This is a genomic window from Xanthomonas sp. NCPPB 2250 (assembly GCF_056725265.1).
In genome coordinates, this window is the sequence record NZ_CM161520.1 from 1,958,156 (window position 1) to 1,983,603 (window position 25,448).

Sequence of the window (25,448 nt, forward strand, 5' to 3'; positions counted from 1 at the left end):
AGTTCCCGCCCAAGGCTGTCCGAGCAGGCGCCCTTGTGGCGCCTTCTTTCTGTCCCGCGTCCGCCGCGACCGCCACCACGGTGGCATGGACGCCATCCCCCCGTTTTCCTTTCCGCCGACTCCCATGATCACGATCACGCTCCCCGACGGCAGCCGCCGCGAATTCGAACACCCCGTCAGCCCCATGGACGTTGCCCAGTCCATCGGCCCCGGCCTGGCCAAGGCGACCATCGCCGGCCAGGTCGACGGCCGCCTGGTCGACGCCTGCGACCTCATCGACCACGACGCCAGCCTGCGCCTGATCACCGCCAAGGACGCCGAGGGCGTGGAGATCATCCGCCACTCCTGCGCGCACCTGGTCGGCCACGCGGTCAAGCAGCTGTATCCCGAGGTCAAGATGGTGATCGGCCCGGTCATCGCCGAGGGCTTCTACTACGACATCTACAGCGAGCGCCCGTTCACCCCCGAGGACATGGCGGCGATCGAGAAGCGCATGCAGGAGCTGATCGCGCAGGACTACGACGTGATCAAGAAGGTCACGCCGCGCGCCGAGGTCATCGAGCTGTTCAAGCAGCGCGGCGAGGACTACAAGCTGCGCCTGATCGAGGACATGCCCGACGACGTCACCGCGATGGGCCTGTACTACCACCAGGAATACGTGGACATGTGCCGCGGCCCGCACGTGCCGAACACGCGCTTCCTCAAGGCCTTCAAGCTGACCCGCATCTCCGGCGCCTACTGGCGCGGCGACGCCAAGAACGAGCAGCTGCAGCGCATCTACGGCACCGCCTGGGCCGACAAGAAGCAGCTCGAGGCCTACATCCTGCGCATGGAGGAAGCCGACAAGCGCGACCACCGCAAGATCGGCAAGCAGCAGGACCTGTTCCACCTGCAGGAAGAGGGTCCGGGCCTGGTGTTCTGGCACCCCAAGGGCTGGTCGATCTGGCAGGTGGTCGAGCAGTACATGCGCAAGGTCTACCGCGACAGCGGCTACGGCGAGGTGCGCTGCCCGCAGATCCTGGACGTGTCGCTGTGGCAGAAGTCCGGCCACTGGGACAACTACCAGGACAACATGTTCTTCACCGAGTCGGAGAAGCGCACCTACGCGGTCAAGCCGATGAACTGCCCCGGCCACGTGCAGGTGTTCAACCAGGGCCTGCACAGCTACCGCGACCTGCCGATCCGCTACGGCGAGTTCGGCGCCTGCCACCGCAACGAGCCCTCCGGCGCGCTGCACGGCATCCTGCGCGTGCGCGGCTTCACCCAGGACGACGGCCACATCTTCTGCACCGAGCAGCAGATCGAGGCCGAGGTCACCGCCTTCCACCAGCAGGCGCTGAAGGTGTACGGCGACTTCGGTTTCGACGATATCCAGATCAAGATCGCCCTGCGCCCGGAAAAGCGCCTCGGCGACGACGCCACCTGGGACAAGGCCGAGGCCGCGCTGCGCGCCGCGCTCGGTGCCTGCGGGGTGGAGTGGCAGGAACTGTCGGGCGAGGGCGCCTTCTACGGCCCGAAGATCGAGTACCACCTGAAGGACGCGATCGGCCGCACCTGGCAGCTCGGCACCATGCAGGTGGATTTCATGATGCCCGGCCGCCTCGGCGCCGAGTACGTGGACGAGCACAGCCAGAAAAAGCATCCGGTGATGCTGCACCGGGCCATTGTCGGTTCGATGGAGCGGTTCATCGGCATCCTGATCGAGCATCACGCCGGTATGTTCCCGGCCTGGCTGGCGCCGGTGCAGGCCGTGGTCATGAACATCACGGACGCGCAGGCAGACTATGTAGACAACGTGCGGAAACTCCTTGCAAATCAAGGCTTCCGCATCGAGGCCGATTTGCGGAACGAAAAAATCGGTTATAAGATTCGCGAACACACGCTACAGCGGGTGCCGTACCTGTTGGTCGCGGGCGACCGCGAGACGGAAAACGGCGCGATTGCGGTCCGTACGCGATCGGGGGAGGATCTGGGCACCATGTCGGTCGCCGCCTTCGCCGAACGGCTGCGCGCCGAGCAGTTGGCGTGACACCACCCTGGTGCGGACGGAGCCTCCGTCCGCGCCAGTCCGATTCCCCTGGGAGATTGCAACATCAGTACCCCTGACAACAAACAGAACCGCAAGAACCAAGAGATCCGCGTGCCGCGCGTGCGCGTGATCGGCGCGGACGGCGAGATGGTCGGCGTGTTGACCCGCGACGAAGCGCTGGCGCTGGCCGAAGAGGACGGACTCGACTTGGTCGAGATCCAGCCGCAGGCCGATCCGCCGGTCTGCAAGATCATGGACTTCGGCAAGTTCAAGTTCGAGCAGCAGAAAAAGGCCAACGAAGCCAAGAAGAAGACCAAGCAGGTCGAGATCAAGGAAATCAAGTTCCGTCCGGTCACCGACGAAGGCGATTACCAGATCAAGCTGCGCAACATGCGCCGTTTCATCGAGGAAGGCGACAAGGTCAAGGTCAACATCCGCTTCCGCGGCCGCGAGATGAGCCATCAGGAGCTCGGTCGCGAAATGGCTGCGCGGATCGAGGCCGATCTGGGCGAAGACATCGTCATCGAATCGCGTCCGCGCCTGGAAGGCCGGCAGATGGTGATGATGATCGCGCCGAAGAAGCGCTGATCCGCCGCCGCAGCACGGGATCGCGCCCCGCCAGCGGCAGGCGCGCGGTTCTGTGGTCTCTGTGGCCAGCTTTTTCTTGACGTTCCGGGCGTAGCGCGGCTGCGCCGTTGCGGCGTGCCCGTGCGCCGCGCAGCCTGCGCGAATCCCGAATCCCGAATCCCGAATCCCGAATCCCGAATCCCGGGGCGCAAGCGCCCGTCGAACTGCATGATTTGCAAGGCATTCCAAGCCCTGGCATAATGCGCGGCCCAGTTCATCGGGTTTGCCGCTCGCGCGGCAATAGGACCCGCCCGGATCCTTAGTGGATCAAGGGCTTACAAGCAGGTAAGGGCACGGACGGAAAGTGTGGCGCAGCCACCGCCCTGACCAGTGACAAAACACCATCAAGGACATTGCAATGCCCAAGATCAAGACCAACCGGGCGGCGGCCAAGCGTTTCCGCAAGACCGCCTCCGGCAAGTACAAGGCCGGCCACGCCAACCGTAGCCACATCCTCACCAAGAAAGCGACCAAGCGGAAGCGCAACCTGCGGCAGACGAACCACGTCCGTGCCGAGGACGCAGGCCGTCTGGACCGTATGCTTCCCTACCTCTGAGGACTGAACCATGGCTCGAGTCAAGCGTGGCGTCCAGGCGCGCCGTCGTCACAAGAAAGTTCTGAACCTCGCCAAGGGCTACTACAACGCCCGTCGCAAGGTCTTCCGCGTCGCCAAGCAGGCGGTGATCAAGGCGCAGCAGTACGCCTACATCGGCCGCAAGCAGAAGAAGCGCAATTTCCGTTCGCTGTGGATCACCCGCATCAATGCGGCGGCCCGCATCAACGGCATGAGCTACAGCCGTTTCATGAACGGCCTGCTCAAGGCCGGCATCACCCTCGACCGCAAGGTGCTGGCGGACATCGCCGTGCACGACGCGCAGGGCTTTGCCGCCCTGGCGGAGAAGGCGAAGGGCGCGCTGGCGGCATAAGTTTGCGAATCCCCGCAGGAACCCGCGCGTACAAGTGCGGGGTTCGGCGGGAGCAATCGCAGGCATGCAGGGGAAGGGCGCAAGTCCTTCCCCTTTTGCGTTTTGGGCGTCCCGGCGACGGGGCGCCTGCCGGGTAGGAGGTTCCGCATCGGCGGGACACGGTGGCCACGGGTTCGGCCGGAGCAGTGAGGCGCGAGTGCAATGAGTGAGATCGATTCCCTGAGCGGGCAGGCGCTGGCGGACATCGCCGCGGCGCAGAGTCCGGAGGCGCTGGAGCAACTGCGGGTCGCGCTGCTCGGCAAAAGCGGCAGCATCACCGCCCAGCTCAAGCAGCTCGGCGCGCTGGCGCCGGAGCAGCGCAAGCTGGCCGGCGAGGCGATCAACCGCGCGCGCGACACGGTGTCCGCCGCGCTGGCCGAGCGCCGCACGCTGCTGGAGACCGCCGCGCTGGACGCGCGCCTGGCCGCCGAGCGCATCGACGTGACCCTGCCGGGGCGGCGCGGCGAACGCGGCGGGCTGCATCCGGTCACCCGCACCCTGGAGCGCATCACCGAGATCTTCGCGCGGCTGGGCTACGAACTGTCCGACGGCCCCGAGATCGAGGACGACTGGCACAACTTCGAGGCGCTGAACTTCCCGCCGCACCATCCGGCGCGGGCGATGCACGACACCTTCTATTTCGGCGACGGCCGCCTGCTGCGCACCCACACCTCGGGCGTGCAAGTGCGCTACATGGGGGAGCATGCGCCGCCGCTGCGCATGATCGCCGCCGGCAAGGTCTATCGCAGCGACAGCGACCAGACCCATTCGCCGATGTTCCACCAGGTCGAAGGCCTGCTGGTCGACGAGCACGCGACCTTCGCCGATCTCAAGGGCACCCTGGCCGAGTTCGTGCGCGCGTTCTTCGAGCGCGATTTCCAGATGCGTTTCCGTCCCAGCTATTTCCCCTTCGTCGAGCCCGGCGCCGAGGTCGACATCGCCTGGCAGCAGCCCGACGGCAGCACCCGCTGGCTGGAAGTGCTCGGCTGCGGCATGGTGCACCCGAACGTGCTGCGCAACGTCGGCATCGACCCGGAGCGCTACACCGGCTTCGCCTTCGGCATGGGCGTGGAGCGCTTCGCGATGCTGCGCTACGGCGTCAACGACCTGCGCGCCTTCTTCGAGAACGACGTGCGGTTCCTGCGGCAGTTTGCTTGAGGGCGGGGATTCGGGAGTGGGAATTGGGGATTCGTTGAAGCGAGTTCCCTTCCAATCTTCCGGTCCCACGCGTATCCGCTCCTGCGAATCCCCACTCCCGAATCCCCAATCCCGGCTCCCCAATGAAATTCAGCGAAAACTGGCTGCGCAGCCACGTTCCGACCCAGGCCACGCGTGAGCAGCTCACCGCGACCCTGACCGCCATCGGCCTGGAGGTCGAGGAGGTCGTGCCGCTCGGCGACGGCCTGCAGCAGGTGGTGGTGGCGCGGATCGTCGAGGCTGCGCCGCATCCCGAGGCCGACCGGTTGCAGGTGTGCCGGGTCGATGCCGGGCAGGGCGAGCTGCTGCAGATCGTCTGCGGCGCGCCCAATGCGCGCGCGGGCCTGGTCGCGCCGCTGGCCCTGGTAGGCGCCCAGGTCGGCGGCATCGCGATCAAGCCGGCCAAGCTGCGCGGGGTCGCGTCCAACGGCATGCTGTGCTCGGCCAAGGAGCTGGGCCTGGACAACGACGCGTCCGGCCTGTTCGAACTGCCCGACGATGCGCCGATCGGCCAGGCGCTGATAGAGTATCTGGGCCTGCCCGACGCCAGCATCGAGATCAAGCTCACGCCCAACCGTGCCGACTGCTTCGGCGTGCGCGGCATCGCCTACGACGTCGCCGCAGCCTGCGGCAGCGACGTGCTGCCGTTGGCGGTGACGCCGGCCGCTGTGAGCAGCGAGCGCACGCTGACCGTCGCGCTGGACGCGGGCGCCGACGCGCCGCGTTACTGCGGTCGCGTGGTCGAGGACCTGGATCCGGCGGCGAAGACGCCGCTGTGGATGGCCGAGCGCCTGCGCCGCAGCGGCGTGCGTCCGCTGTCGCTGCTGGTGGACATCACCCAGTACGTGATGCTGGAACTGGGCCAGCCGATGCATGCGTTCGACCTCGACACGTTGCAGGGCCCGGTCGGCGTGCGCCATGCGCGCGCCGGCGAGACCCTGACCCTGCTCGATGGCCGCGAGGCCGCGCTGGATCCGGCGTTCCTGCTGATCACCGATGCCGATCGGCCGGTGGCGCTGGCCGGGCTGATGGGCGGCCACGCCACCCGCGTCACCGAGACCACCCGGCACGTGTTCCTGGAGGCGGCGCATTTCGCCCCGGCGGCGATCATGGGCCGCGGGCGCAAGCTCGGCCTGCACACCGATGCCGGCCACCGTTTCGAGCGCGGCGTGGATCCGGCTTTGCCGCGACAGGCGCTGGAGCTGGCGACGCGGCTGGTGCTGGAACTGGCCGGCGGACGCGCCGGCCCGGTGGTCGAGGCCGCCTTGCCCGAGTTCCTGCCGGCGCCGGCACCGATCGCGCTGCGCCGCGCGCGCATCCTGCGCGTGCTCGGCATCGAGATCGCCGACGCCGACGTCGAGCGCATCCTGCGCGCGCTGGGCATGGACGTGGCCGCCTCGGCCGATGGCTGGCAGGTCACCGCGCCCAGCCGCCGCTTCGACATCGCCATCGAAGAGGATCTGATCGAGGAACTGGCCCGCATCCACGGCTACGACCGCCTGCCGACCACCTTGCCGGGCGGCGCCACGCGCATCGCCATGGACAGCGAGACCCAGCTGGACGAGCGCAGCGTGCGCCGCCAGTTGCTGGCGCGCGATCTGCTGGAAACCATCAACTACGCCTTCGTCGATGCCGCGCTGCTGGACCAGTGGGGCCTGCACGACGGGCGCGTGGCCCTGGCCAATCCGCTCAGCGCCGAACTGGCGGTGATGCGTCCATCGCTGCTGCCGGGGCTGGTGGCCGCGCTGGGCCGCAACGCCGCGCGCCAGGCCGGGCGCGTGCGCCTGTTCGAGCTGGGCAAGGTGTTCGCCGCGGCGGAAGCCGGCGCCGCGCCGACCGAAACCCAGCGGGTGGCGGCGGCGGTGTGCGGCGATGCCGACGCCCTGCAATGGGGCCTGCCGGCGCGCAAGGTCGATTTCCACGACCTCAAGGGCGACCTGGACGCCCTGGCCGCGGCCTCCGGCGCACGCCTGGACTACCGGGCGTCGACGCATCCGTTCGCGCATCCGACCCGGTCGGCCGACGTCTATCGCGACGACGTGCGGATCGGCTGGATCGGCCAACTGCACCCGCGGCTGCTGCAGGCGATGCAGATCGACGTCGATGTGCTGGCGTTCGAGCTGGACCTGGCGCCGCTGGCCGCGCGGGCCCTGCCGCGCGCCGCCGAGCTGTCGCGGTTCCCATCGGTGCGTCGCGACCTGGCCTTCGTGGTGCCGGACGCGGTGAGTTGGGCGGCGCTGGCGCGCAGCGTGCGCGCGGCGGTGGGGCCCTTGCTGCGCGAGGTCGTGCTGTTCGACCGCTACGTCGGCGCGGGGGTCGAGGCTGGTTGCAAGAGTCTCGCTATGGGCTTGATTTTGCAGGACAACACGCGCACTCTGACAGACCGCGACGTGGAGGCGGTGGTCGCCGATGCGGTGGCCGCGCTGGCGCGGGAACACGACGCGCGGATGCGTGGTTGAGAAGGACAGGGGATAGCAGGGCGATGGCGTTGACCAAAGCGGAAATGGCCGAGCGGTTGTTCGACGAAGTCGGGCTGAACAAGCGCGAGGCCAAGGAATTCGTCGATGCGTTCTTCGACGTGCTGCGCGATGCGCTCGAGCAGGGGCGGCAGGTGAAGCTGTCCGGTTTCGGCAACTTCGACCTGCGCCGCAAGAACCAACGGCCCGGCCGCAATCCCAAGACCGGCGAAGAGATCCCGATTTCGGCGCGGACAGTGGTGACCTTCCGTCCCGGACAGAAGCTCAAGGAGCGAGTGGAGGCTTATGCTGGACCCGGGCAGTAACCGCGAACTTCCGCCGATTCCGGCCAAGCGCTACTTCACCATTGGTGAGGTCAGCGAGCTGTGCGACGTCAAGCCGCACGTGCTGCGCTACTGGGAGACCGAATTCCCCAGCCTGGAACCGGTCAAGCGGCGCGGCAACCGGCGCTACTACCAGCGCCACGACGTGCTGATGGTGCGGCAGATCCGCAGCCTGCTGTACGAACAGGGCTATACCATCGGCGGCGCACGCCTGCGCCTGGAAGGCGAGGGTGCCCGCCAGGAGTCGGCGTTGAGCAACCAGATCATCAAGCAGGTGCGGCAGGAGCTGGAAGAAGTCCTGCAGTTGCTGCGGCGGTAAGCCACGGCGGCGCTGCTGCCGCTAGGAATGGCCGCGGCAAACCCGCTATAATCGCCAGCTCGCCGCAAGGCGGGTCCGCCATGACGGCGGAGACGCAACACACCGGGGTATAGCGCAGCCTGGTAGCGCACTAGTCTGGGGGACTAGTGGTCGTCGGTTCGAATCCGGCTACCCCGACCATCTTTCGAAGGCCCATGTCTGCGACATGGGCCTTTTTGTTTGGGCGCGTTGGATCGGCGGCGCTCGTGCGGCCGATGTCGGCAATGGGCCGCCCGCCGGGATGCCAACGCGTGTCGGTATCGCGATGTATGGCGATCTGTATCGGCACAGGGAGGCTGGCGCGTCGCCGTAGACAAAACGCGCGGGATTGCGCTGTCCCGCGACGGCGTCGTCGCCCTGCCAGAGCGGAAAGCCCCATGGGAACTGAGAGCTACGCAGCGTCAATGTGTTGACATTGATCACGTTAACATCGCGTCGATGGAACGTTCACGGGTCCTTGCTACGCTGAATCGCTGGACATGTAGTTGAACCCTCGCGTTACTGCGTCAAAAAAATGTCGGGTAACGCCTTGGTGACGGCAGATGCCTGTGCCATAGTGCGTTGCAACACGAAGCTTCGCTGTTGGCCAGGGCCGCTCGTCCCAGGCAGGAATTGACACCGTAATCATCCTCCGACCGGGAACGGAACCCTGGCCGGCTGGGGGAGTGCGGCGCTTCGAAAACCAATCGACAGAGGGCATCAGCATCGCGCATGGGTAAACTTTCCGTGACCTTCCACTGGGCGCTGGCCCTTTCCTGTCTGGCGCTGCTGTCGGCCTGCAGCAGCGGGCCGGCGATGCGGTCGGACCTGCCGCCGGGCGATCCGCTGGCTGCCTCCATGGGCAAGCCGGAATACCTGCTCGGCCCCGGCGACCTGCTCACGGTCAAGGTGTTCCAGGTCGACGATCTGGAGCGCCAGGTGCGGGTCGACAACGAGGGCCGCATCTCGTTGCCGCTGATCGGCGACGTGAAGGCCGCCGGCTCCAGCGTCAACGCCCTGCAGAAGGAGATCGCCGACCGCTACCGCAACGGCTATCTGCAGAACCCGCAGGTGTCGGTGCTGGTCGACGAGTTCACCGGCAACCGGGTCACGGTCACCGGCGCCGTCAGCGAGCCGGGCATCTATCCCATCCAGGGCTCCGCCTTGACCTTGCAGCAGGCGCTGTCGCTGGGCAAGGGCGTCAGTGACGTGGCCAGCCGCGGCAACGTGGTGGTGTTCCGCACCGTCGGCGGGCAGAAGATGCTGGCGCGTTTCGATCTGCGCGATATCCAGAAGGGCGCCGCGCCCGATCCGGCGATCTACGGCGGCGACATCGTGGTGGTGTACCGCTCCGATGCGCTGGTATTGCTGCGCACCGTGGTGCAGCTGACCCCGTTCGTGATGGTCTGGAGGGCCTACCGATGAGCGCCTCCACCTTGCCTCCCGCTTCCGCGCCGCGCCCGCGTCCTGTGGGTGCCCCGCTAAGCCCGGCCGACATCGGCCTGCTGGATTACTGGAATGCGCTGTACCGGCAGCGTTGGCTGATCGTCGGCATCACCGGGGCAGTCGTCCTGCTGGCGTTGCTGGTCATCCTGCTGATGACCCCCAAGTACCGCGCCACCAGCGTGCTGCAGATCGAGCGCGAATCGCTCAACGTCGCCAACGTCGCCAACCTGATGCCGGTGGAATCGCCGCAGGATCGCGACTTCTACCAGACCCAGTACGAACTGCTCGGCAGCCGTTCGCTGGCGCGGCAGGTGATCCGCGAGGCGAAGCTGACCGAGGCGCCGGCGTTCAAGCCGCTGGTCGACGAAGCCCTGGAGAAGCTGCAGGACAACGGCGACGGGCGTGCGCCGACGCCGCAGGCACGCGCTGCCGCGGCGGAGAACGCGCTGGTCGGCCCGGTGCTGGATGCCTTGACCATCGAGCCGGTCCGCGACTCGCGCCTGGTGCGGATCAACTTCGATTCGCCCGACCGCGTGCTGGCCACGCGGGTGGCCAACACCTACGCCAAGATGTTCATCGCTTCGACCCAGGAACGTCGGCTGCAGGCGTCCTCCTTCGCCGCGCGCTACCTGTCCGAACGCCTGGCGCAACTGCGCGACAAGGTCGAGGAGTCGGAGAAGAACGCGGTCGACTATTCCAGCCAGGAACAGATCGTGTCGATGGGCGAGGACAAGCCTTCCCTGCCGACGCAGAACATGAGCGAGCTGAATGTGCGCCTGGCCGCGGCGCAGGATGCGCGGATCAAGGCGGAGGCGGCCTGGCGCCAGGCCGGCATCGGCGACGGCATGGGCCTGCCGCAGGTGGTCAGCAGTCCGCTGATCCAGAGCCTGCGCACCGAACAGGCCAAGCTGACCGCCGACTACCAGCAGAAGCTGGCCACGTTCCAGCCCGGCTACCCGGAAATGCAGCGGCTGCAGAACCAGATCGCCGAGACCAAGCGGCAGATCGCCAACGAGATCGCCAATATCCGCAGCGCGCTGAAGAACGACTACGAGGCGGCGCGGCAGCAGGAGACCCTGCTCAGCGACCGCATCGCGGCCCTGAAGAACGACGAACTGGACCTGCAGACCCGCAGCATCCGCTACACCATGCTGCGCCGCGAGGCCGATACCAACCGCCAGCTCTACGACGCGCTGCTGCAGCGCTACAAGGAGATCGGCGTGGTCGGCAATGTGGGCACCAACAACATTTCGATCGTTGACCGCGCCGATGTGCCGGGCAAGCCGAGCTCGCCGAAGAAGCTGCTCGGCCTGGCGCTGGCCTTCGTGTTCGGCCTGTTCCTGGCGGTGGCGGTGGCGCTGGTGCGCTACTTCATCCGCGAGGCCGAAGCCGCGGCGGCGGCATCGGCGTGATGTCGCGGCGTCATGGCGCGCCGCACCGCGCGAGGCGCGGGTGCGTGCCGCACCGCACACAACGGCATCGGTTCGACGCACAGTCTTCAGTGAGGTGATACGTGGTTCAGCTAGGCAATGAGGTGCTCCATTATTTTCCAGCGCGGTTGTACGAAGACGTTGTTCTGTTGAAGTAATCACGGGCTGCCGTGGACCTGGGGTCGGCGAGGGAGGCGCCGCAGCGGTCCACAGGCAGGCGAAATCGAGGCCCGGCGGCGTCGCATGTTCCCCCGCATGCCGACCGACCGGGTTTGGATAGGAATCCCGATCATGCTTTTGGCAGACCTGAGTAGCGCCACCTATACGACCTCCTCGCCGCGCATGTTGTCCAAGTACGCGGCCGCGGCAGACATCCTGTTGCGCGTGTCCGACCTGACCGTCATGGTCGGCGGCGCGTTGCTCACCCACCGGTTGCTGTTCGGCACCTGGATGCCGGAACCGGCCTACCGGGTGGCGATCGGCACCACCCTGCTGTACGCGGTGATCTGCTTCGCGCTGTTCCCGCTGTACCGCAGCTGGCGCGGGCGTGGCCTGCTGCGCGAGATGATGGTGTTGAGCCTGGCCTGTGGCGGCGTGTTCGCCCTGTTCGCCATGCATGCCTTCGTGGTGCAGTTCGGCCAGCAGGTCTCGCGGCTGTGGATCGGCACCTGGTTCGTCACCAGCCTGGGAACGCTGCTGCTCTCGCGCACGGTGGTGCGCGGCGTGCTCAACCGGCTGCGCTCCGAAGGCGTGGACGTGCAGCGCGTGGTCGTGGTCGGCCTGCGCCATCCGGTGGTGAAGATCCACAACTACCTGAGCCGCAATCCCTGGGTGGGCATGCAGGTGGTGGGCTACTTCAGCAGCGACTACGACCTGTCGGTGGCCGACCATCCGCAGAAGCTGCAGTGCCTGGGCGAGGGCACCGCCGACGCGCTGATCGACTACCTCGACGACCACCAGGTCGAGCAGGTGTGGATCTCGCTGCCGCTGGGCGAGCGCGACCACATCAAGCAGCTGCTGCAGCGCATGGACCGCTATCCGATCCAGGTCAGGCTCATCCCGGACCTGTTCGACTTCGGCATGCTCAACCAGTCCGGCGACCAGATCGGCAACGTGCCGGTGATCAACCTGCGCCAGGGCGGCGTGGACCGCAACACCTACTTCGTGGTCGCCAAGGCGCTGCAGGACAAGCTGGTGGCGCTGGCAGCGCTGGCCGTGCTGTGGCCGCTGATGCTGGCGATCGCGGTGGGCGTGAAGCTGAGCTCGCCGGGCCCGGTGTTCTTCCGCCAGCGCCGCCATGGCCTGGGCGGGCGCGAGTTCTACATGTACAAGTTCCGCTCCATGCGTGTGCAGCAGGAGCCCAGCGACGTGGTGGTGCAGGCCACGCGCGGCGACAGCCGGGTGACCCGCTTCGGCGCGTTCCTGCGCCGCACCAGCCTGGACGAGCTGCCGCAGCTGTTCAACGTGCTCGGCGGCAGCATGTCGGTGGTGGGGCCGCGTCCGCACGCGGCGCAGCACAACACCCACTACGAGAAGCTGATCCACCATTACATGCAGCGGCACTACGTCAAGCCGGGCATTACCGGCTGGGCGCAGGTCAACGGCTTCCGCGGCGAGACGCCGGAACTGCGCACGATGAAGAAGCGCATCCAGTACGACCTGGACTACATCCGCCGCTGGTCGTTGTGGCTGGACACGCGGATCATCGTGCTGACCGCGTTCAAGGTGCTTGGGCAGAAGACCGCCTACTGATGCGCCCGATGCGTCTTCTTCCCGCCGACCGTGAACAGCGCCGGCGTCGCTTCCGCGTCGCCGTCGTTCCCGTCCTGCCTGCGCCGAACGGCGTGGCGCGCGACACGTTGCTGCCGCGCGTGACGGCAGCGTATCGCCGCGTTGGCGTGCAACGCGCCGCTGCCGCAGCGAGGTGCGCATGCTGAGCGTGCCGGACATGCCGCTGCGCGAGCAGCGCCGCAACCTGCTGATCGAGCTGGTGCTGCTGTTCGCGGTCGGCTACAACTTCGTGCTGGCGGTGATCAACGCCAAGGTGTTCCGGGTCAGCCCGGCGATGACCTACGCGGTGGAACTGGCGGTGTACGCCGCCTGCTTCCTGCTCGGCCTGCGCGCGCTGGACCGCAAGCGCATGGCGATGGTGTTCACCGGCATCGCACTGCTGGCGCTGCTGATGCTGGTGCGCCTGTTCATGGCGTGGACGCTGGATCCAAAATTCTTCCGCGATGCGCTGATTCCATTCGCCTTCCTGCTGCTGGGCGCAGCCTACACCGGCTCGCTGCCGCGCATGTTCGTGCGCATGGCGCTGCTGGTCTCGCTGGTGGCGGTGTTCGAACTGGCGCTGCCCAAGGTCTACGGCGACGTGGTCAACCCCAAGAGCTATTTCGTCAATGCGCGTGGCGCCAGCGCATCGAGCTTCTGGAACCAAGACAGCAACCTGTTCGTCAGTGCGACACGCCCGGGCGCGCGCAACTTCCTGCCGTCCTCGAACCTGCCGCGCGCCTCCTCGGTGTTCATCGAGCCGGTGACGATGGGCAACTTCATCATCTTCTTCACCGCGATCCTGCTGACGTTCTGGCGCTGGATGCGGCCGATCGCGATCGTCGCCTCGGTGGCGATGATCGGCTTCCTGATCGTGGCCTCGGACGGGCGCCTGGCCGCCGGTACCTGCGTGATGATGGCGCTGCTGAGTCCGTTGCTGCTGCGCATGGACCAGCGCCTGGGCTTCTTGATCTTCTTCGCGGTGATGGGCGGGGCGTGGCTGCTGGTGTGGGCCTCCGGCATCCAGAGTTATGAGGACACCACGCTGGGGCGGGTGTTCTTCACGGTCGATTCGATCCGCAGGATGAGCGCCGATGCGTGGATGGGGCTGGACGTGGACCAGCCGTACCGCTACTTCGACAGCGGCATCGCCTACTTCATCTCCTCGCAGTCGGTGCTGCTGGTGCTGGCGTTCCTGCTGGCGTACTCATTCGCGATGCTGATGCGCACCATCGAAGGGCAGTTGTTCAAGAACCTGCTGATCTTCGCCTTCTCGCTGAGCCTGCTGGTTTCCAACGGCTATTTCTCGATCAAGACCGCGGCGCTGTGGTGGTTCGTGTGCGGCTGCCTGTGGCAGATGGCGCCCCGCCTGCGCGAGTCAGCCGCAGTGTCTGCGGCGCCGGCTCCCCGCATCCCGGCGGTGCCGGCATGAGTGCGCCCGCCACGGCCGTCTCCGCATCCGTGCCCGCGCAGGGCCGCACCGCGCGAGCGAGCGCGCCGCGCGACATGCGCATCGATGCGGCCAAGGCGATCGCGATCCTGCTGGTGGTGTTCGGGCATGCCAAGGGCATTCCGCACGCCTACGTGATCCTGGCCTACAGCTTCCACGTGCCGATGTTCTTCCTGTTGTCGGGCTGGGTCGGCGAGGCCTTCGGCAACCGCCCGCTGACCCTGGCCACGGTCGGCAAGCTGGCGCGCAGCCTGCTGCTGCCTTACGTGGCGTTCTTCTTCGTCGCCTACGCGTACTGGATGCTGACCCGGCATATCGGCAGCAAGGCGCAACTGTGGGGCGACCGGCCCTGGTGGGAGCCGCTGCTGGGCCTGGTCAGCGGCATCGGGCCCAAGCTCTACGTGATGCCTGCGCTGTGGTTCCTGCCGGCGCTGTTCGTGACCACGCTGGCCTATCTGGCGCTGCGTCGGACGCTGTCGGTGTCGGCCCTGGCCGCGCTGTCGCTGCCGCTGGCGTGGGGCTGGGCCTGCTGGTTTCCGGGGCAGGACATGCGCCTGCCGTTCTCGCTGGACGTGCTGCCGGTGGCGTTGTGCTTCTTCGCGATCGGCGCGCTCGCCGCGACGCGGGCGCAGTGGTGGCCGGCACGGCCGGCCGGCAATGCGCTGGCGACGGTGCTGCTGGGCGCGGCCTGGTTCGCGATCGCCTGGCACAACGGCCGCGTGGACGTGAACATGCTCAAGTTCGGCGATTCCCCGCTGGCGTTCCTCGCCGCCAGCCTGCTCGGCAGCGCCATGGCCTTGTGCGCCGCCGGGCTGGTGCGGCACTGGGCCTGGCTGCAGTGGATCGGACGCAACACCTTGCTGATCCTGTGCACGCACACCTTGCTGTTCTCGGTGATGGCCGGCGTCGCCGCCCGCACCGGCCTGGTCCGCGGCGATGCCTGGGGACCGGCCTGGGCGGTGTCGGTGAGTGTGCTGGCGGTACTGATCAGCGTGCCGATCCGCGTGGTGCTGGTGCGGATCGCGCCGTGGATGATCGGCGTGCGCCGCAGTGCGGTCGCGGGAGCGACGGCATGACGGCGGCGCCGCGGGCCGCGCACGGGCGCGATGGAGGCCGGGCATGAAGGTGGTGCATGTGGTGCGCCAGTTCCATCCGTCGGTGGGCGGCATGGAGGAGGTGGTACTGAACATCGCGCGCCGCCATCTGCAGCAGGGCCGCGACCAGGTCGAGGTGGTGAGCCTGGACCGGGTGTTCACCGATCCGCAGCAGCGCCTGGCACCGCGCGACAGCCACCAGGGCGTGCCGATCGTGCGCTTGCCGTACCGCGGCTCCTCGCGCTATCCGCTGGCGCCGTCGGTGCTGGCGGCGGTGCGCGGCGCCGATCTGCTGCACGTGCATGGCATCGACTTCTTCTACGACTTCCTGGCCCTGACCCGGCCGCTGCACCGTGTGCCGATGATCGTGTCCACCCATGGCGGTTTCTTCCATACCACCTATGCCTCGCGCCTGAAGATGCTCTGGTTCAAGACCCTCACCCGCGCCTCCGCACTCGCCTACGCGCGGGTGGTGGCGACCAGCGAGAACGACGGCCAGCTGTTCTCGCAGGTGGTCGCGCCGCAGCGGCTGCGGGTGATCGAGAACGGGGTGGACGTGGACAAGTTCGCCGGGCAGGGCAGTGCTGCGCCGGGGCGCACGCTGATCTACTTCGGGCGCTGGTCGGTCAACAAGGGCCTGCTGGAGACGTTGGACCTTTTGCGCGCGCTGGCCGCACACGATCCGGCCTGGCAGCTGATCGTGGCCGGGCGCGAGTACGACTTCAGCGTGGCCGACCTGCAGCAGGCGATCGCCGAGCGCGGCCTGCAGCAGCGGGTGCGCCTGCAGGTGGCGCCGACCCAGGCGCAACTGGCGCAGTTGCTCGGCAGCGCGCAGTACTTCGTGTGCCTGTCGCGGCACGAGGGGTTCGGCCTGGCCGCGGTGGAAGCGATGAGCGCGGGGCTGCTGCCGATCCTCAGCGACATCCCGCCGTTCGCGCGCCTGCACCGCGAGTCGGGGCAGGGCGTGCTGGTCGACCCGGCCGATGCGCAGGCGGCCGCGGCCACGGTGCGCGCCTTCGCCGCCGGCACCGATGCGGACTTCGCCGCGCAGCGCGCAGCGGCGATGGCCTACGCGCATCGCTACGACTGGGACCGCGTGGTCGGCGCCTATCTGGACGAATACCGCCTGGCGCTGGGCGGCGCGGAGGGCGGACGATGAGCGGCGAGAGCCAGCGCCAGGGCACGTCGCAGCAGGCCGCGCCGGCGGTCACCGTGCTGCTGTCCACCGAGCGCCCGACCGCGACCACCAATCCCTATCTGACCCAGCTCTACGCGGCGCTGCCGCCGCAGGTGCAGCTGCGCTTCTTCTCGATGCGCGCGGCACTGCTGTCGCGCTACGACGTGCTGCACCTGCATTGGCCGGAGTACCTGCTGCGGCACCGCACCGCGCTCGGTGCGCTGGCCAAGCAGCTCTGTGTCGCCGTGCTGCTGCTGCGGCTGCGCCTGGCCGGCGTGCCGCTGGTGCGCACCCTGCACAACGTGGCGCCGCACGAGGACAAGGGCTGGCGCGAACGCCTGTTGCTGCGCTGGATCGACCGCCAGACTGCGCGCTGGATCCGCATCAACGCGACCACGCCCGCGCGCGCGCCGGCCACCGACACCATCCTGCACGGCCATTACCGCGACTGGTACGCGCCGCTGCCGCAACCGCCGCGTGTCCCCGGGCGCCTGCTGCACTTCGGGCTGCTGCGCCCGTACAAGGGCGTGGAGACGCTGATCGCGACGTTCGGCGCGCTGCCCGATCCGCAACTCAGCCTGCGCATCGCCGGCAATCCGATCGATGCGCAGATCCGCGGCGTGGTCGAGCGCGCCTGCGCCGAGGATCCGCGGATCAGCGCGCGCCTGCAGTACGTGGAGGACGCGGTGCTGGCGCAGGAGGTCGGCGAGGCCGAACTGGTGGTGCTGCCGTACCGGCAGATGCACAACTCCGGCACCTTGCTGCTGGCGCTGTCGCTGGCGCGCCCGGTGCTGGCGCCGTGGAGCGAGGCCAATGCCGCCATCGCCGACGAGGTCGGCGCGCAGTGGGTGCAGCTGTACCGGGGCGAGCTGGATGCGGCGCAACTGGCGCAGGCCCTGACGCAGGCGCAGCAGTTGCCGGCCGACGCCGTGCCGGACCTGTCGCGGCGCGACTGGAACGGCATCGGCCTGCAGCACTACCGCAGCTATCTGCAGGCGCTGACCGCGCGCCGCGGGGAGGGCGCATGAGCAGCGCCGAGACCCCGCGGCCGGCGGCGCCGCAACCTGGGCTGGGCGCGCGCGCGGCCGGCGGTGCGGCGGTGACCATGGCCGGGCAGCTGGCCAAGATGGTGGTGCAGTTCGGCGGCATCATTCTGCTGGCGCGGCTGCTGACGCCCTACGACTACGGCCTGATGGCGATGGTGACGGCGATCGTCGGCATGGCCGAGATCCTGCGCGACTTCGGCCTGTCCTCGGCGGCGATCCAGGCCAAGCACGTCAGCCGCGAACAGCGCGACAACCTGTTCTGGATCAACAGCGGCATCGGCCTGGCGCTGGCCATCGTGGTGTTCCTGTCCTCGTCGTGGATCGCGCACTTCTACCGCGAGCCGGCCTTGCTCGGCATCTCGCAGGCGCTGGCGGTGACCTTCCTGCTCAACGGCATGACCACGCAGTACCGCGCGCACCTGAGCCGCGCGCTGCGCTTCGGCCAGGTCTCGCTGAGCGATGTCGGCGCGCAGGTGCTGGGCCTGCTGGCCGGCGTCGGCGTGGCCCTGGCCGGCTACGGCTACTGGGCGCTGGTCTGGCAGCAGGTAGTGCAGGCGCTGGTCAACCTGTTGATCGCTGGCGCCTGCGCGCGCTGGCTGCCGCGCGGCTATCGGCGCGACGCGCCGATGCGCACCTTCCTGAGCTTCGGCTGGAACCTGATGGCGGCGCAGTTGCTCGGCTATGCCAGCCGCAACGTCGGCCAGGTGATCATCGGCCACCGCATCGGCGCCGAGGCGCTGGGCCTGTACAACCGCGCGTTCCAGCTGCTGATGATGCCGCTGAACCAGATCAACGCGCCGGCGACCTCGGTGGCCTTGCCGGTGCTGTCGCAGCTGCAGGACGATCCGCCGCGCTTCGGCAACTTCCTGCTGCGCGGGCAGACGGTGATGGTGCACCTGATCGTCGCGCTGTTCTCCTTCGCCTGCGCGCTGGCGATGCCGTTGATCGTGCTGGTGCTCGGCGAACAGTGGCGGCCGGCGGTGCCGCTGTTCCAGGTACTGACGCTCGGCGGCATCTTCCAGACCGCCTCCTACGCCACGTACTGGGTGTTCCTGGCGCTGGGCCTGATGCGCCAGCAGCTGGTGTACTCGGTGGTGGGGCGGGTGATGCTGATCGCCTGCATCTTCGCCGGCTCGCTGTGGGGCGTGATGGGCGTGACCGTGGGCTACACGCTGGGCTTGCTGGTGATGTGGCCGCTGTCGGTGATCTGGATCGCGCGCATCGCGCCGCAGATCCCGGCCTGGGAGTTGTTCAACAACGCCTTGCGCGCAGTGCTCGGCTACGGCGTCTGCGGCGTTGCCGCGTACTTCTCCGCACAGCAGTGGGGTGGCGCGTCGTTGTGGCTGCAACTGATCGTCGGCGCGGTGGCCATGGCGCTGGGCTGCCTGCTGGTGTTCGCGCTGTGGCCGGCGTTCCGCCGCGACGTGCTGGCGATCCTGCAGATGCGCACGCTGTTGCGCCAGGCGCGGGGACCGCGATGAACGCCGGACTGCCGCGTCTTTCTTTCCCTTCCATCCGCCTAGGAGCGAGCGCATGAGCGATTCTTCCGCAGCGGCGCTGCCCACGTCAGCGCCGAGCGCAGCGGCCACCGGCCGGCCGCCGTGCTACCTGGTGCTGTCGGCGCACGACTACCGCACGCCGCGGCGCGCCAACATCCACTTCATTGCCGACGAGCTGGCCAAGCGCGGCACCACGCGCTTCTTCTCGCTGCGCTACAGCCTGCTGTCGCGGCTCAAGGGCGACTTGCGCCTGCCGCTGGACGCCACCGCCAACCAGGTGGTTCGCCACAACGGCGTGGACTGCTATCTGTGGCGCGCGCTGCTGCATCCGTTCAACACCCGGCGGCGCTGGCTGCGGCCGCTGGAAGACCTGATGTTCAAGCTGTACGCGGCGCGCGCGCCGGCCACGCTGATCCGCTGGATGCGCGAGGCCGACGTGATCGTGTTCGAGAGCGGCATCGCGGTGGCCTTCATCGCGCTGGCGGCGCGGATCAACCCGACCGCACGCAAGGTGTACCGGGCCTCCGACGGCTTGAGCACGATCAACGTCGCCGACTACATCGAGCGCGAGTTCGACCGCGTGGCGCCGAGCCTGGACGTGATCGCGCTGGTGTCGCCGGCGATGGCCGAGGAGGTCGCCAGCCGTCACAACGTGTACCACGTCGGCCACGGCGTGGACCACGACCTGCACACGTTGGGCGACCCGTCGCCGTACGGCGAGGGCATCCACGCGGTGGCGGTAGGGTCGATGCTGTTCGATCCTGCGTTCTTCGTCGCTGCCAGCCGCGCCTTCCCGCAGGTCACCTTCCACGTGATCGGCTCGGGCATGGGGCGTGCGCCGGGCTATGGCGACAACGTGGTGGTGTACGGCGAGATGAAGCACGCCGAGACCATCCGCTACATCAAGCACGCCCGCTTCGGCATCGCCCCGTACGCGTCCGAGCAGGTGCCGGCGTATCTGGCCGACAGTTCGATGAAGCTGCTGCAGTACGACTTCTTCGGCCTGCCGGCCGTCTGCCCCAATGCCGTGGTCGGCCGCTATCCGTCGCGCTTCGGTTACACGCCCGGCGACGAGGCGTCGATCGTCACGGCGATCGGGCAGGCGCTGCAGGCGCCGCACGTGCGCCATCGGCAGTGCCTGAGCTGGTCCGACACCACCGACCGGGTGCTGGACCCGGCCGCCTACCCGGAGACCCGTCTGTTCGCCGACGGCGTGGCCTGAGTCCACGCCCCGGCTTGTCCGCCGTACACCCCGCGCAACCAAGGAGGACCGATGTCCGCATTGCAAAAATGGATCGATTACGAAGAGCGCCGGGCGCTGTTCTGGTGGAAGCCGAAGAACGGCGAGATCAACGTCGGCGATCACCTCTCCAAGATCATCGTCTCCAACGTGCTCGGCCAGCGCGACCGCACCTTGCTGGACAAGCGCGACAAGCGCACGCGGCTGATCGCGATCGGGTCGGTGCTGCATTTCGCCCGCGATGGCGACACCGTGTGGGGCAGCGGCGTCAACGGCAAGATTCCCGCCGACCGCCATACCTTCCGCCAGCTCGACGTGCGTGCGGTGCGCGGCCCCAAGACCCGCGCGTTCCTGCGCGAGCGCGGCCTGCAGGTGCCGGAGGTCTACGGCGATCCGGGTCTGCTGATGCCGTTGTTCTTCCCGCGCGAGGCGCTGTTGGCGCCATCGGCGCGGCAGCCGTTCCTGGTGGTGCCGCACTTCAACGAACCGTTGGACAAGTATGCGCAGTACAAGGACCACCTGGTGCTGCCGAACCGCCAGCCGGCCGCCTTCGTGCGGCAATTGCTCGGCGCCGACCTGGTCGTGTCCAGTTCCCTGCACGGACTGATCCTGGCCGAGGCCTACGGCGTGCCGTCTGTGTACCTGGACTGGGGCAACGGCGAGGACCGCTTCAAGTACGACGACTACTACGCCGGTACCGGCCGCGGCCGCTGGCATGCCGGGCACACGGTGGAGGAATGCGTGGCGCTGGGCGGCAATACCGTGTTCGATCTGGCCGCGGTGCAACGCGGCCTGCTGGAGAGCTTTCCGCATGACCTCTGGTGAGCGCGCGACCGGCGAGGTGCTGGCGCTGGGCGGTTATCCGATCCTGCGCAGCACCGAGGCCGAGTTCGTTGCCGCGTTGCTGCAGGCGCTGGCGCGCGGCGAGCGCCGCCAGGTGTTCTTCGCCAACACCAATTTCGTGGTGCAGTGCCAGGCCCTGCGCGAGCGCCTGGCCGCGGCGGACGTGTGCATCGTCAACGACGGCATCGGCATGGACCTGGGCGCGCTGCTGGTGCACGGCCGCCGCTTCGCCGGCAACCTCAACGGCACCGATCTGATTCCGGCGCTGTGCCGGCAGAGTCCGCGTCCGCTGCGCTTCTTCCTGCTCGGCGGCCGTCCCGGCGTGGCCGATGCCGCGGCGCAGACCTTGCGGCGGTCGCTGGGGCAGCAGGTGGTCGGTACCTGCGACGGCTATGCCGAGTTCGCCGCGGCCGGCGACGGGCTGGCCGCGCGCATCAACGCCAGTGGCGCCGACGTGCTGCTGGTGGCGTTCGGCAACCCGCTGCAGGAGCGCTGGCTGCTGCAGCACGCCGGGCAACTGCAGGTGCCGCTGGCGTTCGGCGTGGGCGCGCTGCTGGACTTCCTGTCCGGCACCGCGCGGCGTGCGCCGGCCTGGGTGCGCCGGCTGCGCCTGGAATGGATCTACCGCCTGCTGCGCGAGCCGCGGCGCCTGCTCAAGCGGTACAGCTTGGATCTGCTGGTGTTCTTCGCGCTGTGCCTGCGGCATGGCAGGCGGCTGGGCGCCACGCCGCCTGCACGGGACTCGCTGCGCCCCTCGTGACGTCGACCGGCCGCCGCCGAGGAAATGGCGCGGCCTGACATCCGCACGGCCACGCGCCGGATTAGACTGGACGCATGTCCAGCGCCGCCGCTTTCCGAATCGCCGCCTTGGTGCGCGACCTGTCGCTGCTGCCGCACCCGGAAGGCGGGCGCTACGCGCGCGTGCATACCTCGGCCTTGACCGTGCAGCACGAGCAGACTCTGCGCCCGGCCTGCACCGCCATCCGCTTCCTGCTGGCGCAGGGCGAAGTCAGCAATTGGCACCGCATCGATGCCGACGAGACCTGGCAATGGGAAGAGGGCGGGGCACTGGAACTGCTGGGCTTCGATCCGCAGCATGGCCTGCAGCGCTACCGCCTGGATGCCAGCGAGCGCGGTGGCATGCCGTCGGTGGTGATCGCGGCGGGCACCTGGCAGGCCGCGCGTCCGCTGGCCGACTACTGCCTGGTGCGCTGCGTGGTGGCGCCGGGGTTCCTGTGGGAGCGCTTCGAACTGCTGGCGGACACCGATCCGCTGGCCACGCACCTGCCGAAGCTGGCGGACTGATGCCGGGGCGGCGCGGGGTGCGCGCGGCGACCGCGCTGGGGACCGTCGCGCGCCGGCTCGGCTCGGCGTTGTGCCTGGCGGCGGCGTTGCTGGCGGCGGGCGTGCCCGCGGTGCAGGCGCAGACCGCGACGCCGGCCGCACCAACCCATCCGCCGGTGGTCGACCTGGAGGCGGTGCTGGTGAGCGGGCGCCAGCCCGGCCCGGGGCTGTGGCAGGTCCGCCGCGGCGATCACGTGCTGTGGATCCTCGGCACGGTGTCGCCGCTGCCCAAGCGCATGCAGTGGGAGTCGGGCGAAGTGGAGCGGGTGATCGCCCAATCGCAACAGGTGATCGCGGCGCCGACCCTCACTCTGGACTCGGGCCTGGGCATGTTCCGCAGCCTGATGCTGCTGCCGTCCTTGCTCAAGGCGCGGCGCAATCCCGACGACCGCACCCTGCAGCAGGTGCTGCCGCCCGAGCTGTATGCGCGTTGGCTGCCGCTGAAGGCGCGCTACCTGGGCCGCGACGGCAGCGTGGAACGCTGGCGGCCGGTGTTCGCGGCGCAGGAGCTGTACGAAGCGGCGATGCGCACCTCCGGCCTGAGCCTGGGCAGCGTCGTGCAGCCGGTGATCGAGCGTGCGGCCAAGCGCGCCAGGGTGCCGATCGTGCCGGTGGTGGTGGAGGTCAAGGTGCCCGACGCCAAGCGCGCGCTGCAGGAGTTCCGGGCGACCTCTCTCAACGACAGTGCCTGTTTCGCGCGCACCCTGCAGGTCATCGATCGCGACCTGGAGACGATGCGCCAGCGCGCCAATGCCTGGTCCGAAGGCGATCTGGACACGCTGGCCGCGCTGCCCGCCAACGATCAGTACCGGGTCTGCCTGGACGCGGTCGGCGAAGCGGCGATCGCGCGCAAGCTGGGCCTGGGCGATGTGCGCCAGCGTGCGCAGGCGGCCTGGCTGCAGGCGGCCGAACGGGCGCTGGCGCAGAACCGCTCCAGTTTCGCGGCGTTGCCGATGCAGACCCTGCAGGAGCCGGGCGGGCCGCTGGATCGGCTACGCGCCAGCGGCGCCGAGGTGATCGCGCCTTAGGTCACGCGCTGGAGACACCCGGGCAATCAGAAGCGGCACGAGGCACATCAAGCATCCTGCGCAATGCCGCAAGCAGCCACGGCACGCGCCAGCCGCCGTGCCGTTGCTCTGCTCGCAATCGCGGCGGGTCAGCCCGCCGCGGTACGCGGTGCGCTGGCGCCCAGCTGCGGCCAGCGCTTCAGCACCGCGGCGCGGATGCCGGCGGCGTCGATGCCGGCTTCGGCCAGCAGTTGCTCGCGGCTGGCGTGGTGCTGGAACGCATCGGGCAGGCCCAGGTGCAGCACCGGGCGCAGCACGCCTTCGGCGTTGAGCAGCTCGGCCACGCCGGAACCGGCACCGCCGGCCACCACGTTGTCCTCGATGGTCACGAAGCCTTCGTGGCTCTGCGCAAGCTCCAGCAGCAGGGCGCGGTCCAGCGGCTTGACGAAGCGCATGTTGACCACGCTCAGGCCCAGCTCGCGGCCGACCTGTTCGGCCGCCGCCAGGGTCGCGCCGAACGCCAGCAGCGCCACCGTGTGGCCCTGCGCGCGCAGCTGCGCCTTGCCGATCGGCAGGGGTTCCAGCGTGGTCCCGGGGGCGACCCCGGGGCCGGTGCCGCGCGGGTAGCGCACCGCGGCCGGGCCGGCATGGCGCAGGCCGGTGCTGAGCAGTTGCCGGCACTCGGCTTCGTCGGCCGGCGCCATCACTACCAGATGCGGCACGCAGCGCAGGAAACTCAGGTCCAGGTTGCCGGCATGGGTGGCGCCATCCGGGCCGACCACGCCGCCGCGGTCGATCGCGAACAGCACGTCGAGCTGCTGCACCGCCACGTCGTGCACCAACTGGTCGTAGCCGCGCTGCAGGAAGGTGGAATAGATCGCCACCACGGGCTTGGCGCCGTGTACGGCCATGCCCGCGGCCAGGGTCACCGCGTGCTGCTCGGCGATGGCCACGTCGAAGTAGCGCTGCGGATACTCCTTGCTGAAGCGCACCAGGCCCGAGCCTTCGCGCATCGCCGGGGTGATCGCCAGCAGCGCCGGCTCGGCCGCAGCCATGTCGCAGATCCAGTCGCCGAACACGTCGGTGTAGGTCGGCGCCTTGGCGCCCGGCTTGGTCACCAGGCCCTTGCTCGGATCGAACGGGCCCACGGCGTGGTAGCCGATCTGATCACCCTCGGCCAGTTCGTAGCCCTTGCCCTTGGTGGTGATGACGTGCAGCAGCTGCGGACCTTTGAGGGTCTTGAGCGTCTTCAGCGCGCCGAGCAGCGCCGGCAGGTCGTGGCCGTCGATCGGGCCGGTGTAGTGGAAGCCCATTTCCTCGAACAGCGTGGACGGCACGAACATGCCCTTCCAGTGCTCCTCCCAGCGGCGCACGAAACGCGCGGTGGGGTTGCTCTTCTTGTCGCCGAGGATCTTCTTGCCGCCTTCGCGGATGGCGTTGAGGGTCTTGCTGCCGCTCATCCGCCCCAGCATCTTGGTGACCCCGCCGACCGCCTCGGAGATCGACATGCGGTTGTCGTTGAGGATCACCAGCAGGTTCGGTTCCGGGTCCATGCCGCCGGCGTGGTTCAGCGCCTCGTAGGCCATGCCCGCGGTCATCGCGCCGTCGCCGATCACCGCCACCACCTTGCGCTCGTCGCCCATGCGCTGCAGCGCCACCGCCATGCCCAGCGCGGCCGAAATCGAGGTGGAGGAATGGCCGACGCCGAAGGTGTCGTACTCGCTTTCCTCGCGCTTGGGGAACGGCGCCACGCCGTCGGCCTGCTTGACCGTGTGGATGCGGTCGCGGCGCCCGGTGAGGATCTTGTGCGGGTAGGTCTGGTGGCCGACGTCCCACACCAGTTGATCGACCGGCGTGTCGTAGAGGTAGTGCAGGGCGACGGTGAGTTCGATCACGCCCAGTCCGGCGCCGAAGTGGCCGCCGCTCTTGCCGACGCACTCGATCAGAAAGGCACGCAGTTCCTCGGCGATGGCCGGCAGCTCCGATTCATCGAAGCGACGCAGTTCTTCGGGGACCTGGATGCGCGAGAGGCGCGGATAGCGGGTGGGGTCGATCATCGGAATGGAGGTTCAGCGGACCTGTCATTTTCCTCTCCATTCCGGGCACGTGCAATCAACCCGTTCATCCGCGGGCGCGTGGATGGCCGG

At 68.6% G+C, this 25,448-nt stretch carries 22 protein-coding genes and 1 tRNA gene; 22 read left to right on the top strand and 1 reads right to left on the bottom strand.

Going from position 1 to position 25,448, the window contains the following annotated elements; genetic code table 11:
- The first annotated feature begins 124 nt into the window (after positions 1-124).
- From thrS to AC1PMG_RS08265, 22 genes are all read left to right on the top strand, one after another.
- Entirely contained in the window at positions 125-2,029 is a 1,905-nt protein-coding gene (thrS, locus tag AC1PMG_RS08160) for a threonine--tRNA ligase (RefSeq protein ID WP_481111258.1), read from the top strand.
- Between the two features lie 48 nt (positions 2,030-2,077).
- Positions 2,078-2,617: a translation initiation factor IF-3 gene (gene infC, locus AC1PMG_RS08165; protein WP_081613216.1), complete on the top strand. Its 540-nt coding sequence runs from the start codon at positions 2,078-2,080 to the stop codon at positions 2,615-2,617.
- Positions 2,618-3,014: 397 nt separating this feature from the next.
- A complete protein-coding gene (gene rpmI / locus AC1PMG_RS08170; RefSeq protein WP_010342861.1) occupies positions 3,015-3,212 on the top strand; it encodes a 50S ribosomal protein L35 in 198 nt (65 codons plus the stop codon).
- A gap of 10 nt (positions 3,213-3,222) precedes the next feature.
- Positions 3,223-3,582 carry a 50S ribosomal protein L20 gene (gene rplT / locus AC1PMG_RS08175; protein ID WP_010342859.1) on the top strand — a complete coding sequence of 120 codons (360 nt, stop codon included), beginning with the start codon at positions 3,223-3,225 and terminating at the stop codon, positions 3,580-3,582.
- A 201-nt stretch (positions 3,583-3,783) separates the two neighbouring features.
- Entirely contained in the window at positions 3,784-4,779 is a 996-nt protein-coding gene (gene pheS / locus AC1PMG_RS08180; RefSeq protein WP_010342858.1) for a phenylalanine--tRNA ligase subunit alpha, read from the top strand.
- A gap of 122 nt (positions 4,780-4,901) precedes the next feature.
- Complete coding sequence (pheT, locus tag AC1PMG_RS08185; protein ID WP_481111259.1) at positions 4,902-7,277, top strand: phenylalanine--tRNA ligase subunit beta; 2,376 nt, start codon at positions 4,902-4,904, stop codon at positions 7,275-7,277.
- A gap of 23 nt (positions 7,278-7,300) precedes the next feature.
- Positions 7,301-7,600 (top strand): integration host factor subunit alpha, encoded by a 300-nt coding sequence (locus AC1PMG_RS08190; protein ID WP_003466661.1) that lies wholly within the window; start codon positions 7,301-7,303, stop codon positions 7,598-7,600.
- On the top strand, positions 7,581-7,937 hold the full coding sequence (locus AC1PMG_RS08195; protein ID WP_009597860.1) for a MerR family transcriptional regulator: 357 nt from the start codon (positions 7,581-7,583) through the stop codon (positions 7,935-7,937). Before AC1PMG_RS08190 ends, AC1PMG_RS08195 begins: the two co-directional genes overlap by 20 nt.
- Before the next feature lie 103 nt (positions 7,938-8,040).
- Positions 8,041-8,117 (top strand) — tRNA-Pro (locus AC1PMG_RS08200).
- Positions 8,118-8,687: 570 nt separating this feature from the next.
- Positions 8,688-9,380 carry a polysaccharide biosynthesis/export family protein gene (locus AC1PMG_RS08205; protein WP_481111260.1) on the top strand — a complete coding sequence of 231 codons (693 nt, stop codon included), beginning with the start codon at positions 8,688-8,690 and terminating at the stop codon, positions 9,378-9,380.
- Complete coding sequence (locus tag AC1PMG_RS08210) at positions 9,377-10,813, top strand: GumC family protein (RefSeq protein ID WP_342072116.1); 1,437 nt, start codon at positions 9,377-9,379, stop codon at positions 10,811-10,813. The genes AC1PMG_RS08205 and AC1PMG_RS08210 overlap by 4 nt, the downstream gene beginning before the upstream one ends.
- 309 nt (positions 10,814-11,122) lie before the next feature.
- Positions 11,123-12,583: an undecaprenyl-phosphate glucose phosphotransferase gene (locus AC1PMG_RS08215; RefSeq protein ID WP_010342854.1), complete on the top strand. Its 1,461-nt coding sequence runs from the start codon at positions 11,123-11,125 to the stop codon at positions 12,581-12,583.
- Positions 12,584-12,761: 178 nt separating this feature from the next.
- The gene (locus AC1PMG_RS08220) at positions 12,762-14,033 is read left to right on the top strand and encodes a polysaccharide biosynthesis protein GumE (protein ID WP_481111261.1); all 1,272 of its coding nucleotides are present in this window, start codon (positions 12,762-12,764) and stop codon (positions 14,031-14,033) included.
- Complete coding sequence (locus AC1PMG_RS08225; protein WP_481111262.1) at positions 14,030-15,127, top strand: acyltransferase family protein; 1,098 nt, start codon at positions 14,030-14,032, stop codon at positions 15,125-15,127. The genes AC1PMG_RS08220 and AC1PMG_RS08225 overlap by 4 nt, the downstream gene beginning before the upstream one ends.
- A gap of 43 nt (positions 15,128-15,170) precedes the next feature.
- The gene (locus tag AC1PMG_RS08230) at positions 15,171-16,304 is read left to right on the top strand and encodes a glycosyltransferase family 4 protein (RefSeq protein WP_481111263.1); all 1,134 of its coding nucleotides are present in this window, start codon (positions 15,171-15,173) and stop codon (positions 16,302-16,304) included.
- Positions 16,301-17,350, top strand: coding sequence for a glycosyltransferase (locus AC1PMG_RS08235; RefSeq protein WP_481111264.1), 1,050 nt, complete (start codon positions 16,301-16,303; stop codon positions 17,348-17,350). The genes AC1PMG_RS08230 and AC1PMG_RS08235 overlap by 4 nt, the downstream gene beginning before the upstream one ends.
- Positions 17,347-18,849, top strand: a complete 1,503-nt coding sequence (locus AC1PMG_RS08240) for a lipopolysaccharide biosynthesis protein (protein WP_481111265.1) — start codon at positions 17,347-17,349, stop codon at positions 18,847-18,849. Before AC1PMG_RS08235 ends, AC1PMG_RS08240 begins: the two co-directional genes overlap by 4 nt.
- A 52-nt stretch (positions 18,850-18,901) precedes the next feature.
- Positions 18,902-20,089 (top strand): GumK N-terminal domain-containing glycosyltransferase, encoded by a 1,188-nt coding sequence (locus tag AC1PMG_RS08245; RefSeq protein ID WP_481111266.1) that lies wholly within the window; start codon positions 18,902-18,904, stop codon positions 20,087-20,089.
- A gap of 51 nt (positions 20,090-20,140) precedes the next feature.
- The gene (locus AC1PMG_RS08250; RefSeq protein ID WP_017910240.1) at positions 20,141-20,932 is read left to right on the top strand and encodes a polysaccharide pyruvyl transferase family protein; all 792 of its coding nucleotides are present in this window, start codon (positions 20,141-20,143) and stop codon (positions 20,930-20,932) included.
- Complete coding sequence (locus tag AC1PMG_RS08255; RefSeq protein ID WP_481111267.1) at positions 20,919-21,710, top strand: WecB/TagA/CpsF family glycosyltransferase; 792 nt, start codon at positions 20,919-20,921, stop codon at positions 21,708-21,710. The genes AC1PMG_RS08250 and AC1PMG_RS08255 overlap by 14 nt, the downstream gene beginning before the upstream one ends.
- A gap of 74 nt (positions 21,711-21,784) precedes the next feature.
- Positions 21,785-22,255 carry a cupin domain-containing protein gene (locus AC1PMG_RS08260; RefSeq protein WP_048489941.1) on the top strand — a complete coding sequence of 157 codons (471 nt, stop codon included), beginning with the start codon at positions 21,785-21,787 and terminating at the stop codon, positions 22,253-22,255.
- On the top strand, positions 22,255-23,322 hold the full coding sequence (locus tag AC1PMG_RS08265; protein ID WP_481111268.1) for a TraB/GumN family protein: 1,068 nt from the start codon (positions 22,255-22,257) through the stop codon (positions 23,320-23,322). The genes AC1PMG_RS08260 and AC1PMG_RS08265 overlap by 1 nt, the downstream gene beginning before the upstream one ends.
- 128 nt (positions 23,323-23,450) lie before the next feature.
- On the opposite strand, the gene dxs is transcribed toward AC1PMG_RS08265, so the two are convergent.
- Positions 23,451-25,358: a 1-deoxy-D-xylulose-5-phosphate synthase gene (dxs, locus tag AC1PMG_RS08270; protein WP_481111269.1), complete on the bottom strand. Its 1,908-nt coding sequence runs from the start codon at positions 25,356-25,358 to the stop codon at positions 23,451-23,453.
- Between the last annotated feature and the right edge of the window lie 90 nt (positions 25,359-25,448).